This window comes from Bifidobacterium asteroides, from assembly GCF_019469425.1.
Lineage (GTDB): Bacteria > Actinomycetota > Actinomycetes > Actinomycetales > Bifidobacteriaceae > Bombiscardovia > Bombiscardovia asteroides_I.
Genome location: NZ_CP048272.1, coordinates 1,717,447 through 1,730,125, shown reverse-complemented (window position 1 = coordinate 1,730,125; position 12,679 = coordinate 1,717,447). Strand labels below are relative to the sequence as shown.

9 protein-coding genes are annotated in these 12,679 nt (G+C 60.0%); 8 read left to right on the top strand and 1 reads right to left on the bottom strand.

Going from position 1 to position 12,679, the window contains the following annotated elements:
* The first annotated feature begins 24 nt into the window (after positions 1-24).
* Genes GYM67_RS07150 through yicI form a run of 3 tightly spaced genes read left to right on the top strand, consistent with a single transcriptional unit; the run spans position 25 to position 4,277 of the window.
* Complete coding sequence (locus tag GYM67_RS07150; RefSeq protein WP_220236245.1) at positions 25-993, top strand: carbohydrate ABC transporter permease; 969 nt, start codon at positions 25-27, stop codon at positions 991-993.
* A gap of 4 nt (positions 994-997) precedes the next feature.
* Positions 998-1,855 carry a carbohydrate ABC transporter permease gene (locus GYM67_RS07145; RefSeq protein WP_220236244.1) on the top strand — a complete coding sequence of 286 codons (858 nt, stop codon included), beginning with the start codon at positions 998-1,000 and terminating at the stop codon, positions 1,853-1,855.
* A 1-nt stretch (position 1,856) separates the two neighbouring features.
* Entirely contained in the window at positions 1,857-4,277 is a 2,421-nt protein-coding gene (yicI, locus tag GYM67_RS07140) for an alpha-xylosidase (RefSeq protein ID WP_220236243.1), read from the top strand.
* Between the two features lie 498 nt (positions 4,278-4,775).
* On the opposite strand, the gene GYM67_RS07135 is transcribed toward yicI, so the two are convergent.
* On the bottom strand, positions 4,776-5,588 hold the full coding sequence (locus GYM67_RS07135) for a hypothetical protein (RefSeq protein WP_220236242.1): 813 nt from the start codon (positions 5,586-5,588) through the stop codon (positions 4,776-4,778).
* Positions 5,589-5,728: 140 nt separating this feature from the next.
* On the opposite strand from GYM67_RS07135, the gene nusA reads away from it, so the two are divergent.
* The 5 genes from nusA (at position 5,729) to ribF (ending at position 12,670) form a co-directional block, all read left to right on the top strand.
* Positions 5,729-6,787 carry a transcription termination factor NusA gene (gene nusA, locus GYM67_RS07130; RefSeq protein WP_220236241.1) on the top strand — a complete coding sequence of 353 codons (1,059 nt, stop codon included), beginning with the start codon at positions 5,729-5,731 and terminating at the stop codon, positions 6,785-6,787.
* 183 nt (positions 6,788-6,970) lie between these two features.
* Entirely contained in the window at positions 6,971-9,742 is a 2,772-nt protein-coding gene (gene infB / locus GYM67_RS07125; protein WP_220236240.1) for a translation initiation factor IF-2, read from the top strand.
* A gap of 129 nt (positions 9,743-9,871) precedes the next feature.
* Positions 9,872-10,375, top strand: coding sequence for a 30S ribosome-binding factor RbfA (gene rbfA, locus GYM67_RS07120; protein WP_220237454.1), 504 nt, complete (start codon positions 9,872-9,874; stop codon positions 10,373-10,375).
* 13 nt (positions 10,376-10,388) lie between these two features.
* The gene (gene truB, locus GYM67_RS07115) at positions 10,389-11,417 is read left to right on the top strand and encodes a tRNA pseudouridine(55) synthase TruB (RefSeq protein WP_220237453.1); all 1,029 of its coding nucleotides are present in this window, start codon (positions 10,389-10,391) and stop codon (positions 11,415-11,417) included.
* Positions 11,418-11,536: 119 nt separating this feature from the next.
* Positions 11,537-12,670 carry a bifunctional riboflavin kinase/FMN adenylyltransferase gene (gene ribF, locus GYM67_RS07110; protein ID WP_220236239.1) on the top strand — a complete coding sequence of 378 codons (1,134 nt, stop codon included), beginning with the start codon at positions 11,537-11,539 and terminating at the stop codon, positions 12,668-12,670.
* Positions 12,671-12,679 lie beyond the last annotated feature (9 nt).

Here is a 12,679-nt window from a genome sequence, read left to right as displayed (position 1 = left end):
TTTCAGGCTGAGGAGAAACGAACAATGGGGTCTCGAAGTGCAAATCCTGCACCGATCGCTGCCAAGACCGATCAGGAACGAGGGATGTCCAGGATACCAGGCAATCCCTCCAATCGGTTCTGGTGGTATCTGATACCGGGGTTACTGGTTCTTTTATGGATCATCATCGTGCCGGCAATCTGGAACATCTATCTGAGCTTCACCAACTACCGGGGGATACGGCCTCCACGGTGGGCCGGCATTGACAACTGGTCGCGGCTGGTCAAGGATGCCACGTTCTGGGCCTCCTTCCGCAACTCCATATGGATGATCGTGGCCATGGTCGTCATCCCCATCCTGATCGGTCTGGTCTTGGCCTCCCTGGTCTTCGATGTGGTCCAAAAACGGTTCGGAGCCAAGACAGCTTCAACCATGCGCGCAGTTTACTACTTCCCTCAGCTCCTGCCCATCTCGGTGGCGGCTCTGGTCATGGGTTGGATATTCCGCCCCGAGAACGGCGCGCTGAATGCCATACTCAAAGGACTAGGGCTGGGACGTTTTCAGCACAACTGGCTGGGCTCGCCCGATACCGCCTTGGTATTCCTGATGATCATCATGATTTGGATTCAGCTGGGTTATCCCCTGGTCATATTCATGTCCGGACTGCAGCGTGTCGATCCTGAGCTTTACGAGGCGGCGAGTTTGGACGGGGCAAATTGGTGGCAGCGGTTCAGAGTCATCACCCTGCCAGCCATCAAGCCGGAAATCTTTGTGGTGGCTCTGACTTGCACCATTGCGGCCTTGAAGGTCTTTGCTCCGGTGTACATGCTGACCAAGGGAGGGCCTGGCGACAGCACTATCGTACCTTCTTACTATTCGTACACACAGTTCTTCCAATCTCAACAGGTCGGCTATGGCGCGGCCATATCCACGGCTCTGACCATCGTCATCATCGTGATCTCTGTCGTTTTCACCAACGTCCAGCAACGGGTCGAGCAAGAGGACGAGGAGTAGCACCATGACAGCTGTAAGCAAGATTCCCAAAGCACGGAACAATCGGACGACAGGAGATTGGGTAATCCTGGCCTTCCTGATTGTCGGCGGACTGATCATGCTCTTTCCGTTTTTTGTTCTTCTGCTGAACGCCTTCAAAACCACGGCGGACTACAATGCCTCAGGTCCTCTTTCCTGGCCGCACGAATTCAGCGCTGTCGGACTAGTGAAATTCTGGACCAGAGTCCGATTCCCACAGAAAGTTTGGAACAGCATGTGGATTTGCACGCTGGTGGCATTCCTGGCTGTTGGACTGTCGGTACTGAACTCCTTCGCCCTGGGCATCGGCCGCGTCAAGGGCAGGCGCTGGATCGTCCTGCTGATTATGTTGGCCAATATGATGCCGCAGGAAGCCCTGCTCTATCCGCTCTATATCATGTTCAAGGCCATGGGCCTGTACAACTCGCAATGGTCGATCGTAATCATATTTACGGTCATCCAGAGCGCGTTCGGCACCTATCTTCTGTCCAGCGTCTACGGAACCTTCCCCAAGGCCATTCTGGAAGCTGCTGCCATAGATGGGGCCAGTCGGTGGAGAATTCTCAAAGACATCGTCTTCCCCATCTCCAAACCCACGTTGAATGTCATGCTGGTCTTCTTCTTCATCTGGACCTGGAATGAGTACATGATTCCCATGGCCTTCCTAATCGATAATTCCAAGCAGACGGTGCCCATCGCCATCGCGTCGTTGACTGGAGACAGGCTGATGGATGTGACCACCACCGCTGCGGCCTCGCTGATCAGCATCGTACCGACGCTGATCTTCTATCTGATCTTCCAAAGAACCCTTTCCAAGGGCATTACTACAGGAGCTGTGAAATAGCATGAAGTTCACCGATGGATATTGGCTGACTCGGCCAGGCGTCGAGGCTCTCTACGCACGTTCTCCCTATGAATTATCGGTGAGGCCAGATGGGAGGAGCATCGATGTCCTGGCTGCGACGAGGGTTGTGGCCGGCCGGGCCGACACTTTGAACCTGCCGACCTTCAGAATCCATGCCACTTCGCCTGCTGAAGGAATTATCCGAGTGCAGGCAACCCATTGGAAGGGGACCAGGACCTGTCCGGGCTTCCCTGTTCACGAACAGGATTCGAGTTCCGGATTCGTGAAGGCTAGTGCCCAAGGCGCTGGCGACGGGGAGGTCGGAGAAGATGGGGCTTCGGTGACTCTGGCTTCAAGCAATCTGAGTCTGACCATGACCAAGGGACCTGTCTTCGATATGGCTTTTGCATGTGAGGGCAAGGAGCTCACCCATGCCAGGGGCAAGTCTCTGGCAAGGTTCGCTTTGGCTCCCGACGCTGCCGTAAGTACGCAACCGGCGGGGGAGTTCGGCGTAGCGCCCACGGCCAGGGCCTATGATGAATCTCCGGTTTTCACTGCCATTCAGCTTGGACTGTCGGTCGGGGAAAGAGTCTACGGCTTTGGCGAAAGGTTTGGCCCATATCTGAAGAACGGGCAGAGTATAGACATCTGGAATGAAGATGGGGGCACAGCCAGCGGACAAGGCTACAAGGACATTCCCTTCTACATGACCAGCAAAGGTTATGGTGTTCTGGTCAACAACCGCGGACATGTCTCCTTCGAAGTGGCCACGGAGAACACGGAGACCGTGCAGTTTAGCGTGCCCGGCGAGGCTCTGGACTTCTATCTGATTGCTGGGCCGAATCCCGAACGAATCCTGGAACGATACACGGCCTTGGTGGGTTGTCCGGCCATGGTCCCTGCCTGGTCATATGGACTCTGGCTGACCACATCCTTCACCACAAAATATGACGAGAAGACCGTCACATCCATGATTGACGGCATGGCTCAGCGGCATATTCCCCTGAGCGTATTTCACTACGACTGCTATTGGATGAGGGAATTCCACTGGACCGACCTCCAATGGGATCGACGCTTCTTCCCTGATATAGAGGGGACACTGGGACGTCTCCATCGCGAGAAGGGGCTGCATGTTTGTGTCTGGATCAATCCATACATCGGGCAGGAAAGCGCCCTCTTTGATCAGGCCGCAGACAAGGGCTACCTGGTTCGCAAGCCCAACGGGGACATATGGCAGACCGATCTTTGGCAAGCCGGCATGGGGTTGGTGGATTTCACCAATCCAGACGCCTGCAAGTGGTTCAAAGAGAAAGTCAAGCATCTGCTCAAGCAAGGCGTAGATGCCATCAAGACTGATTTCGGTGAACGCATTCCTGCTGATGTGGTCTGGTCTGATGGTTCGGATCCTGCCAGCATGCATAACTGGTATACGCAACTATATAATCAGACCGTCTTCCAGGCCATCGAAGAGGTGTACGGAAAGGGGCAGGCCTGCCTGTATGCCCGATCTGCCACGGTGGGAGGCCAACAGCAACCCGTTCATTGGGGTGGTGACTGTGAGTCCACCTTCAATGGCATGGCACAGACTTTGCGGGCTGGCCTGTCGCTGGCAAGTTCCGGTTTTGGTTTCTGGAGCCACGATATCGGCGGTTTTGAAGGAGCGAGGCCTGACCCTGCTGTTTATAAACGGTGGATAGCTTTCGGCCTGCTCTCCTCTCACTCCAGGCTGCACGGCTCTACCGTCTACAGAGTCCCTTGGCTCTTCGATGAGGAGGATGAGCGCAGGGGAGTAGTCAATCCCCCTGAGCAGACCGCAGTGAACGTGCTGAGAAAGTTCACCAGGTTGAAGATATCCATGATGCCGTACCTGTACCAGGTCGGACTTGGTGCACACGAGCACGGCGTCCCGGTCATGCGTTCCATGTTCATGGAGTTCCCTGACGACAGGACGGCGCTGGATTGCGACCGACAGTATATGCTGGGGCCATCGCTTTTGGTGGCGCCGGTCTTCTCGTACACGGGTGATGTGGAATACTACCTGCCCCAGGGGGTATGGACGGATTGGTTCACCGGCCGCCAGGTGGACTGCCGACAGTCCGGCCAGTGGATGCATGAAAAGCATGGCTTCGACACGGTTCCGCTCTGGGTGCGTGATGGCACTGTTTTGGTCACTCGCCAGGGACAGGAATCGACCGAATATGCATATGGAACCGATTCCCAGGTCTCAGTTTTCCTTGCTCACGACGGAAGAGCCACTGCGACGGTAAGCGAGGAAGATGGAAGCAGCCTTGTTTTTCAGGCGGAACGCTCGGGAAGTGCAGTAACTATCACTTCCTCGGACGGGCGGGAATTCACTGGCTGCCTGGGGGTGGGCGAGTGGAAGCCTTCCTGGAACGGGCGTCTGGTTCTGTCAGCAGATTGAACAAGGACGGCCGCATCTTTTCAGCTCGATGCCGGTTTGCCGGCTGAGTCGGGTGCCTGGCATAATTAGCGATGCATTTCCGGCAATGTTGTAGCGGTTGCCGGACATGCAATGTGGCTGGCCACGCGACGTAATACCGCAGGCAGTCTGGCATGGCCATGAGCTTTGATGCTGAGCAAATAAAAGACCGTCCAATGCAGAAGGCGATATGGTAGTCAGCACCAGTCGCCTCCTACATTGCACGGGTTTATACCCCCCGCGTTCCTAAGGAATGCTCCTATAGAACACGTTCTATAATATCACCACCCGAGCCTTTGACGTCACCCGTACAGTTTGTGAAATCTGCAGTAAGCGATAGTGAATTAGTTCTGTTGGATGGTCGATCTTCGCCATTGGACAGGTTTGGGCATGACTTGCCAGGGTTGCTCGTATATACAGATGAGAAAGCTTGCGAGTGCGATCAGCGCAACCCATGGGTGGGCCGGCCTGTCCTAGAAGTCAGTGTTTTGGTGCCTGCAGGAGGGCTGACGAAGTAGCCGGGTAGCCGAGGTTCATGGCCATGAACAAGTGGGCTACGATCATATCGACCAGGGCCGATGTGGACTGCTGGCGGCTTTTCGCGTTCTGGCTGGCATCAGTCCGTATGGTGCCTGAGGAGCCGTTCAGTTTCCTCCCCACGGCCAGAAGGGTCCGGGCCGTATCCATCTCGATCAGGGCAGGGGTAGGTGTCTGTATTCCGTTGGCGGGGTCGATGGACTCGTCAGGGTGAGCCAGCAGATCAGTGGTGGGATACACCCCCTGTCGAGGATCGTGCTTGGTGTGGCCGACCAGAATCTGCGCGGCCGCAGTGTGCGCATCGGCTAGGGTGAGCATCCATGCGGCATCCGTCTTACGGGCCGCGAGGACCGAAAGTTCGAATCCGGAACGGTCTTCGCCTGTGATGGCCTGATCGGCCAATTCGACGGGCAGCGCCTTGGACAGCGGATCCAACCGTTGTGCAGCCTGGACCAGTCTGAGCATAGCCGTTTGACGATTGGCCTGCCCGCCTTGGGATGCCGTCAAAGCCTGGGCTGCGTGCACTGTGGCTTCATCCAGCCTGGCAGGGCACTCGCGGGCCGCTTTGATCCAGGCCTGGGCTCGGTTGTCGGCCTTGTTCTTTTGAAGTCGTTCTGGCTGCTTGGCTTGCGTCCATGCCTGTTCGCAGGCAGTAGGACGGAGATTATTGGGATCGTGCTGACTGACGTGCACGGCTGAGGGTGTGCATCCTGAGATTGTGACAGCCAGCAGAAGCACTGTGATGCCGGCTCTCATCCGTCGCGCCAGGATCGCTGGCCTACGACTCGCCCACCCTTGGTATTCAGGAACCGGCTGTGTCTGCATGAAAGGCTAGAATAGTAGACATTGCAGACTAAAAGAAGCGCGGCCTGAATAACTTCATAGGAGGTCTTGACATGGAACTGGACCTGGCTGAAATTCATCAGCTGGCACACGAACAAGGGATTGATGCCGAGACCTTGGATCAAGCACTGAGCGAGGCTCTTCTTCTGGCCTACCAGAAGTCGCCTCACGCAGCCAAACATGCACGGGTGGAGCTGGACGAACGTGCGGGTACTTTTACCATCTGGGCACAGGATGAAATTCCTCGTGAGGCCACCCCCGAAGAGTCCGAACCAGGATATGATCTGGGCGAGGAATACGACGACACACCGAAGGACTTCGATCGGCTGGCGGCTTCCACAGCCCGCCAGGTCATCCGCCAGCTCTTCCGCCAGGCCGATGACGAGCGGGTCTTCGGGGCTTTCTCGGGTCAGAAGGGCCATCTGATCACCGGAGTCGTGCAGCAGGATGCCAGCGATCCTGGCAATGTGCATGTGGCTGTAGATAATGTCGAGGCCATTCTGCCCCGCCGCGAGCAGGTGCCTGGAGAGCATTACCGGCACGGCCAGCGGATTCGCGTCTACGTGGTCAATGTCTCCCGTGGGCTCAAGGGGCCGGAAATCATCGTGTCGCGTTCCCACCCGGAGCTGGTTCGCCGCCTCTTTGAGCGGGAGGTGCCTGAGCTGGTCTCCGGTGCGGTCTCCATCATGGCCATTGCTCGTGAAGCCGGGGCCAGAACCAAGATCGCGGTCCGTGCCAACACCAAGGGGGTCAATCCCAAGGGCGCGCTGATCGGCCCGGCGGGCGCTCGCGTCCGTGCCGTCATGGAGAATCTTGGACCTGAGAAGATCGACATTGTGGACTGGTCCAAGGATCCTGCCGAGTTTGTGGCTGCGGCCTTGTCTCCGGCTGTGGTCCGCCAGGTGCAGATCGTCAGCGAGTCCAACCGCACGGCCATTGCCTTCATCAAGGACGCCCAGCTCTCCCTGGCCATTGGCAAAGAGGGCCAGAATGCCCGTCTGGCCGCCAAGCTGACCGGCTGGAAGATTGGCATCGAGTCCGAGGAGGCCCACCAGCAAAAATTGCGTGAGCTGCAGGCGCAAACGGCTTCGGCTGCTGGAGAAGACGCCTGAGAGCAAACATCCGACGACGCGAGTATGCTGGACCCAGTATTCCGAGTCCGGTGGTTCATGCCGTCGGCCCCGGCACAGAGACGAGGTAACACGATCATGGTCGCACGATGAGACAGGATATGTTCGCCGTCATCAAAGAGTGATCGCGCCGGTCATACGCGCGGTCCGGTAAGGAGAAAGTAAGTGCCCAAAGCACGCGTGTATGAGCTGGCCAAGGAATTTGGCGTAGACAGCAAGACTGTTCTGGCGAAATTGAAGGACATGGGCGAGTTCGTCAAGTCCGCATCCTCTACTGTCGAGGCCCCTGTGGTTCGTCGACTCAAGAACGCTTTCCCTCAAAAGGGACAGGGCGACGCTGGTCAGGCCGCTGCACGAAATGCCCGCCCCGGCAGCCCTGATCATGGAGGCGGCCAGGGTCTGCATGGCCGTTCGCAGTCCGGCGGCACCCAGCAGTCCACACCTGGGCCCAAGCCCGGACAGAACCACCGGCCCTCGGACGACGGCGAGGCGCCACGGGGTCAGCAGCGTCCTGGTGGCCGCTTCCCCAAGCCCGGTGCCTCCCAGGGCAGCCGCAACGAGCATGAGCGGCGCAACCAGTCCCGTGGGCCCAAGCCTTCAGCCATGGGCAGGCCCGGCCCCCAAGGCTCGCGCAACAACGGCCGTTCCGGCGGTTCCAACGCTGCGGCGATGCGGCATGGCGCAAGGCCGGGGGCATCCACGCCTCGTCCAGGCAACAATCCTTTCAGCCGCAAACAGGGGATGAAGGCCCCTATGCCTTCGGACATTCCCAGGCCGCATCCTATGGCCAGGCCAACCGTCAACGACTCCCGCAGGGGCCGGGGTGGATTCCGCAACGGTCGTGGTGGCCGATCCGGACAGGGTGCCCGTCCAGGGCAGTGGGGCCATAGCCGTCCAGGTCAGCAGACACATCAGGGCGGCGGCGGTCGTTTCGGCGGCGCTTCGTCGGCGCCCTCAGGCGGCTTCCGCGGCGGTTCAGGCCGTGGTGGTCGCGGTCGCGGCGGCGCTGCTGGAGCATTCGGTCGCCAGGGAGGCAAGTCCTCCAAGGCCCGCAAGAATCGGATGGCCAAGAGGCATGAATTCCAGGAGATGAAGGCACCCGTCATCGGCGGTGTGCGCATCCCCGCGGGCAATGGACGTACCGTCAAACTTCGTCAGGGCGCGACCTTGGCTGACCTGGCCGACAAGATCAATGTCAACCCTGCTGCCTTGGTCACGGTGCTCTTCCACCTGGGCGAGATGGCTACGGCCACCCAGTCCCTGGATGAGGCCACATTCCAGATTCTGGGCGACGAGATCGGGTGGAAGATCCGCATCGTCTCCGCCGAGGAGGAGGACAAGGAGCTCCTTCAGCAGTTCGACATCAACCTGGACGAAGAACGTGAGGACCAGGATGACAAGAACCTGCAGCCCAGGCCCCCGGTGGTCACGGTCATGGGCCATGTCGACCACGGCAAGACCCGGCTGCTGGACACCATTCGCAAGACCAACACGACCACCAAGGAGGCTGGGGGCATCACCCAGCGCATCGGGGCCTACCAGGCCACAGTCACCCTGGACGGGGAGGATCGCAAGATCACCTTCCTGGACACCCCTGGCCACGAGGCCTTTACGGCCATGCGTGCCCGTGGTGCTGAGCTGACCGATGTGGCTATCCTGGTGGTGGCTGCGGACGACGGCGTTATGCCGCAGACCGTGGAGGCCATCAACCATGCACAGGCCGCCCATGTACCCATCGTGGTGGCTGTCAACAAGATTGATGTCGAGGGGGCCAACCCCCAGAAGGTGCGTGGCCAGCTGACTGAGTTCGGGCTGGTATCCGAAGAGTACGGTGGCGACACCATGTTCGTCGACATCTCTGCCAAGCTGGGCACCAATGTGGACAAGCTCCTGGAGGCCGTCCTGCTGACTGCCGATGCAGACCTTGACCTTCGGGCCAACCCTGACATGGACGCTCGCGGCGCCACGGTCGAGGCCCGTCTGGACAAGGGACGTGGAGCTGTGGCCACTGTGCTGGTCCAGCAGGGGACCTTGCATGTGGGCGATGCCATTGTGGCTGGATCGGCCTATGGCCGTGTGCGCGCCATGCTGGACGAGAACGGCCGGCAGATGGATGCTGCCGGTCCTTCCACGCCCGTCCAGGTGCTGGGTCTTACCTCGGTGCCTACCGCCGGCGACCTCTTCCTGGTCGCTCCCGACGACCGCACTGCTCGTCAGATTGCCGAGAAGCGTGAGGCTTCGGCCCGTGCCGCCCAGCTCGCCAAGCGCCGCAAGGTGGTCTCTCTGGAGAGCCTGAAGGAGCAGTTCGCCAAGTCCGAGGTGGACATGCTCAACATTGTCATCAAGGGCGACTCCTCCGGCTCGGTCGAGGCCCTGGAAGACTCCCTGATGAAGATCGAGGTCTCCGACGAGGTCGGGATCCAGGTCATCCACCGGGGCGTGGGCGCTATCACCCAGAACGATGTCAACCTGGCTACGGTCGACAAGGCCGTCATCATCGGCTTCAACGTCCGGCCCAACAGGCAGGTCCAGGACCTGGCCGACCGCGAGGGTGTGGAGATCAAGTACTACTCGGTCATCTACAATGCCATCGAAGACATCGAGGCTGCGCTCAAGGGCATGCTCAAGCCGGAGTACGAGGAGGTCACCACCTCCCACTCCGAGATCCGCGAGATCTTCCGCTCCTCCAAGTTCGGCAACATCGCGGGCGTCATGGTCCAGGACGGCACCGTCAAGCGGGGCACCAAGGCTCGCATTGCCCGCAACGGGGTGGTCACCATCAACGACTTGGAGATCTCCTCCCTGCGTCGGTTCAAGGACGACGTCAACGAGGTGTCCGAAGGCTACGAGGCTGGTATCAACCTGGGCTCCTTCAACGACATCGAGGTGGGCGACATCATCGAGACCTACGAGATGCAGGAAGTGGAACGTAAGTAGGACCTGTTGACCATCCGACCACATGTCGGAGGGTCCATGGCGATCCGCCCCGGTCCGGGTACTCCCCGGCCGGGGCGGATGTCCATGAATGCAAAGATTGGTCATGGACGGTTCGAGAAAGGAATCATGATGGCTGGAAATCCCCGCGCTGTACGCATAGCAGCCCTGATACAACGGGTTGTGGCCTCTGCGCTGGAGTCCCAGATGCACGACAAGCGCCTGGCAGGGGTCACCGTCACTGAGGTTCGGGTCACCAACGATCTGCAGATAGCCAAGATCTACTGGACTCAGCTGGGCCGGTCCGGACACGAGGCCGGGGAACGCAAGCGTGCCCAGCAGGCCCTGAGGCAGGCCTCCGGCAGGCTGCGCACCCTTGTCGGTGCTCGGGCCGGTCTGCGGCTGACGCCTACCTTGCGCTTCATCTACGATGAGGTGCCTGCCGAGGCTACCGAGATTGAGGATGTGCTGACCGCGGCCCGTCATCGGGACGAGGCCATGGCCAAGGCGCGAGTCAATGCCAGCTATGCCGGCGACCCCGATCCATATAGGCATGACGATGAAGAAAAGACCGATGAGTCAGGCTCCGTCCCTGACGAACCTGCGGCAGGGGATGCGGATGAAGCCGACCGCTGAGTCATCGGACGTGATGGATTCTGGCCATGATGAACCGACCTCGGGCATCATCCTTGTTGACAAGCCGAGCGGTGTAACCAGCCATGATGTGGTGGCAGCCGTCCGCTCTGGCCTTGGCATGCGTCGCGTGGGCCATGCCGGGACCTTGGATCCTATGGCTACTGGCCTCCTGATCGTAGGGTTCGGCCAGGCTACGCGGCTGCTGACGGTCATCGTCGGCCATGACAAAACCTACCGTGCCACCATGCGCCTGGGACTGGGCACCAACACGGACGATGCGGACGGGGATTTGCTGCCGGCGCGTCCTGGAGCTGCGCAGAAGGTCGACGAACTGACAGCCCAGGGTCTGCAGGATTTGATTGACCATTGCTTCACCGGCTGGATCGACCAGGTGCCAGATGCCTTCTCCGCCATCAAGGTCAAGGGCAGACGGGCCTATGACCTGGCTCGCGCAGGCCAGGAGGTCAGGCTGGAGCCCCGCCGCATTCGGATCGTATCCTTCCGTCTGCTTGGTTTTCGCCGTGTAGATCTGCCCGACCAGGGCGCCAGGGTGGTCGATGCGGATGTGGAGGTGACCTGCTCCAGTGGCACCTACATCAGGGCCCTGGCTCGTGACCTGGGCGAGCGGCTGGATCTGGGCGGCTACCTGATCGCCCTAAGAAGGGTTCGTGTGGGCCCGTTCGACTTGGAGGATCCCGACCTGGCGTCCAGGGTTTTGGGCGGTCAGGTGGTCCCTCACACCTACCGGAACCGACAAGGTCAGACGGTTGTTCGCAGTCGTATGGTTCCGGACCGCGACCGGCAGGGGATGTTGGATGGCTCTCTAAGTCTGGCGCAGGCGGCACGCATGAGCATGCCTGTCCTGAACCTGGATGCCAATCAGGCAGCCAGGGTGGCTAACGGAGGATTTTTGGATCTGCCTGTCGCCGGGCCCACGGCCGCCCTGGCCGGACCTGAGGGCAGGCAACGCTTGGCTGCCATCCTAGCGCCCAGTTCACGAGGCGGGGCCAAGCCGGATGCGGTCTTCCACCCCGAGGCCTGAGTGTGCAGGCTCGGATTTAGCCCAAGGGTCTTGTCAGGGCGCGACGGCGGGAATACAGTGCTTAAGGAATTATCGGTGCCCGGGTTCGGGGGCCGCCATGACTAAGTGATGGGAAGCGGATGAAGGTCAGCCAGGTCAGCCCGGATGAGTCGGGGATCGTCAGGTGGCCGGGAACCTTGGGGACCCGGCCCAGCGTGGTCACTATTGGTGTCTTCGATGGCATGCATCGGGGTCATCAGGCCCTCCTGCGCCGGGTGGTAGAGTTCGCTGCCAAGGGCCAGGATTGGCCTATGGCTCTGGTCTTCGACCCCAGTCCCAAACTGGTCCACAGCTATGCTGACAGCCATGACATGACTGAACCATCTCTAAGCCTGGTTCACCATGACCCTGACCAGATCATGCCGCTAGATGAGCGCTTGCGGCTGATGGCCCAGCTGGGGCTGGAACAGGCTGTGGTGGTGCGGTACACGCTGGCCTTCGCTGCCAAATCCTATCGGTTCTTCCTCAAGCAGCTTACCGAACAGCTGGCCATGCGCACGTTGGTCCTGGGCCGCGATGCGCAGATGGGCGCAGGACGAATCGGCGATATCAAGGCCATTGGCGACCTGGCGGACACAGGACTGTTCGATTTGGAAGTCGTGGACGACCAGGGTCCAGGCGACTGCACCCTGCCTAACGCTGACAGCCTGGAGCGACATCGGGCAAGAGCCTGGAGCAGCTCCCACCTTCGGCAGTTGATCCTTGACGGCGATGTGGATGCGGCCCTGGATATTCTGGGCCGGCCGCACATGGTCCAAGGCACGGTGGTCCATGGGGAGCAGCGTGGTCGCCGCTTGGGCTTCCCGACTGCCAACCTTGCTCCCGACAGCCAGGGGATGATGCCCGCAGATGGAGTCTATGCAGGCTGGTTGGTCGACCTGGGTCTGCCTACGGATCCCATGGCGACCTCGGAGTGCCGGGAGGGTCGGCTGGCTCAGGGCTCGCCTTGGCGGATGCCCGCCGCCATCTCCATCGGCACCAAGGAGACCTTCCTGGCCCCAGGCGAGCAGATGCCGAGAATCCTGGAGGCCAATGCCGTCCGGCCGGATTGGGTGGACCTGTACGGTCACCGGGTACGAGTGGAGTTCCTCAGCCGTCTGCGCGGTCAGAGACGGTATGCGGGCGAGGAGCCGCTCAAACGACAGCTGGTCTTGGACGCCGATCGCACCCTGGAGCTGACCAAGGCTTCAGGAAAGGTGTTTTCCGCCAATTGAAAGCTGAAG

Bases quoted from the DNA above. Each gene is read 5' to 3' on its own strand.
- GYM67_RS07150 (WP_220236245.1), top strand. From the start codon at position 25: ATGGGGTCTCGAAGTGCAAATCCTGCACCGATCGCTGCCAAGACCGAT.
- GYM67_RS07145 (WP_220236244.1), top strand. From the start codon at position 998: ATGACAGCTGTAAGCAAGATTCCCAAAGCACGGAACAATCGGACGACA.
- yicI (WP_220236243.1), top strand. From the start codon at position 1,857: ATGAAGTTCACCGATGGATATTGGCTGACTCGGCCAGGCGTCGAGGCT.
- GYM67_RS07135 (WP_220236242.1), bottom strand. From the start codon at position 5,588: ATGAGAGCCGGCATCACAGTGCTTCTGCTGGCTGTCACAATCTCAGGA.
- nusA (WP_220236241.1), top strand. From the start codon at position 5,729: ATGGAACTGGACCTGGCTGAAATTCATCAGCTGGCACACGAACAAGGG.
- rbfA (WP_220237454.1), top strand. From the start codon at position 9,872: ATGGCTGGAAATCCCCGCGCTGTACGCATAGCAGCCCTGATACAACGG.
- truB (WP_220237453.1), top strand. From the start codon at position 10,389: ATGGATTCTGGCCATGATGAACCGACCTCGGGCATCATCCTTGTTGAC.
- ribF (WP_220236239.1), top strand. From the start codon at position 11,537: ATGAAGGTCAGCCAGGTCAGCCCGGATGAGTCGGGGATCGTCAGGTGG.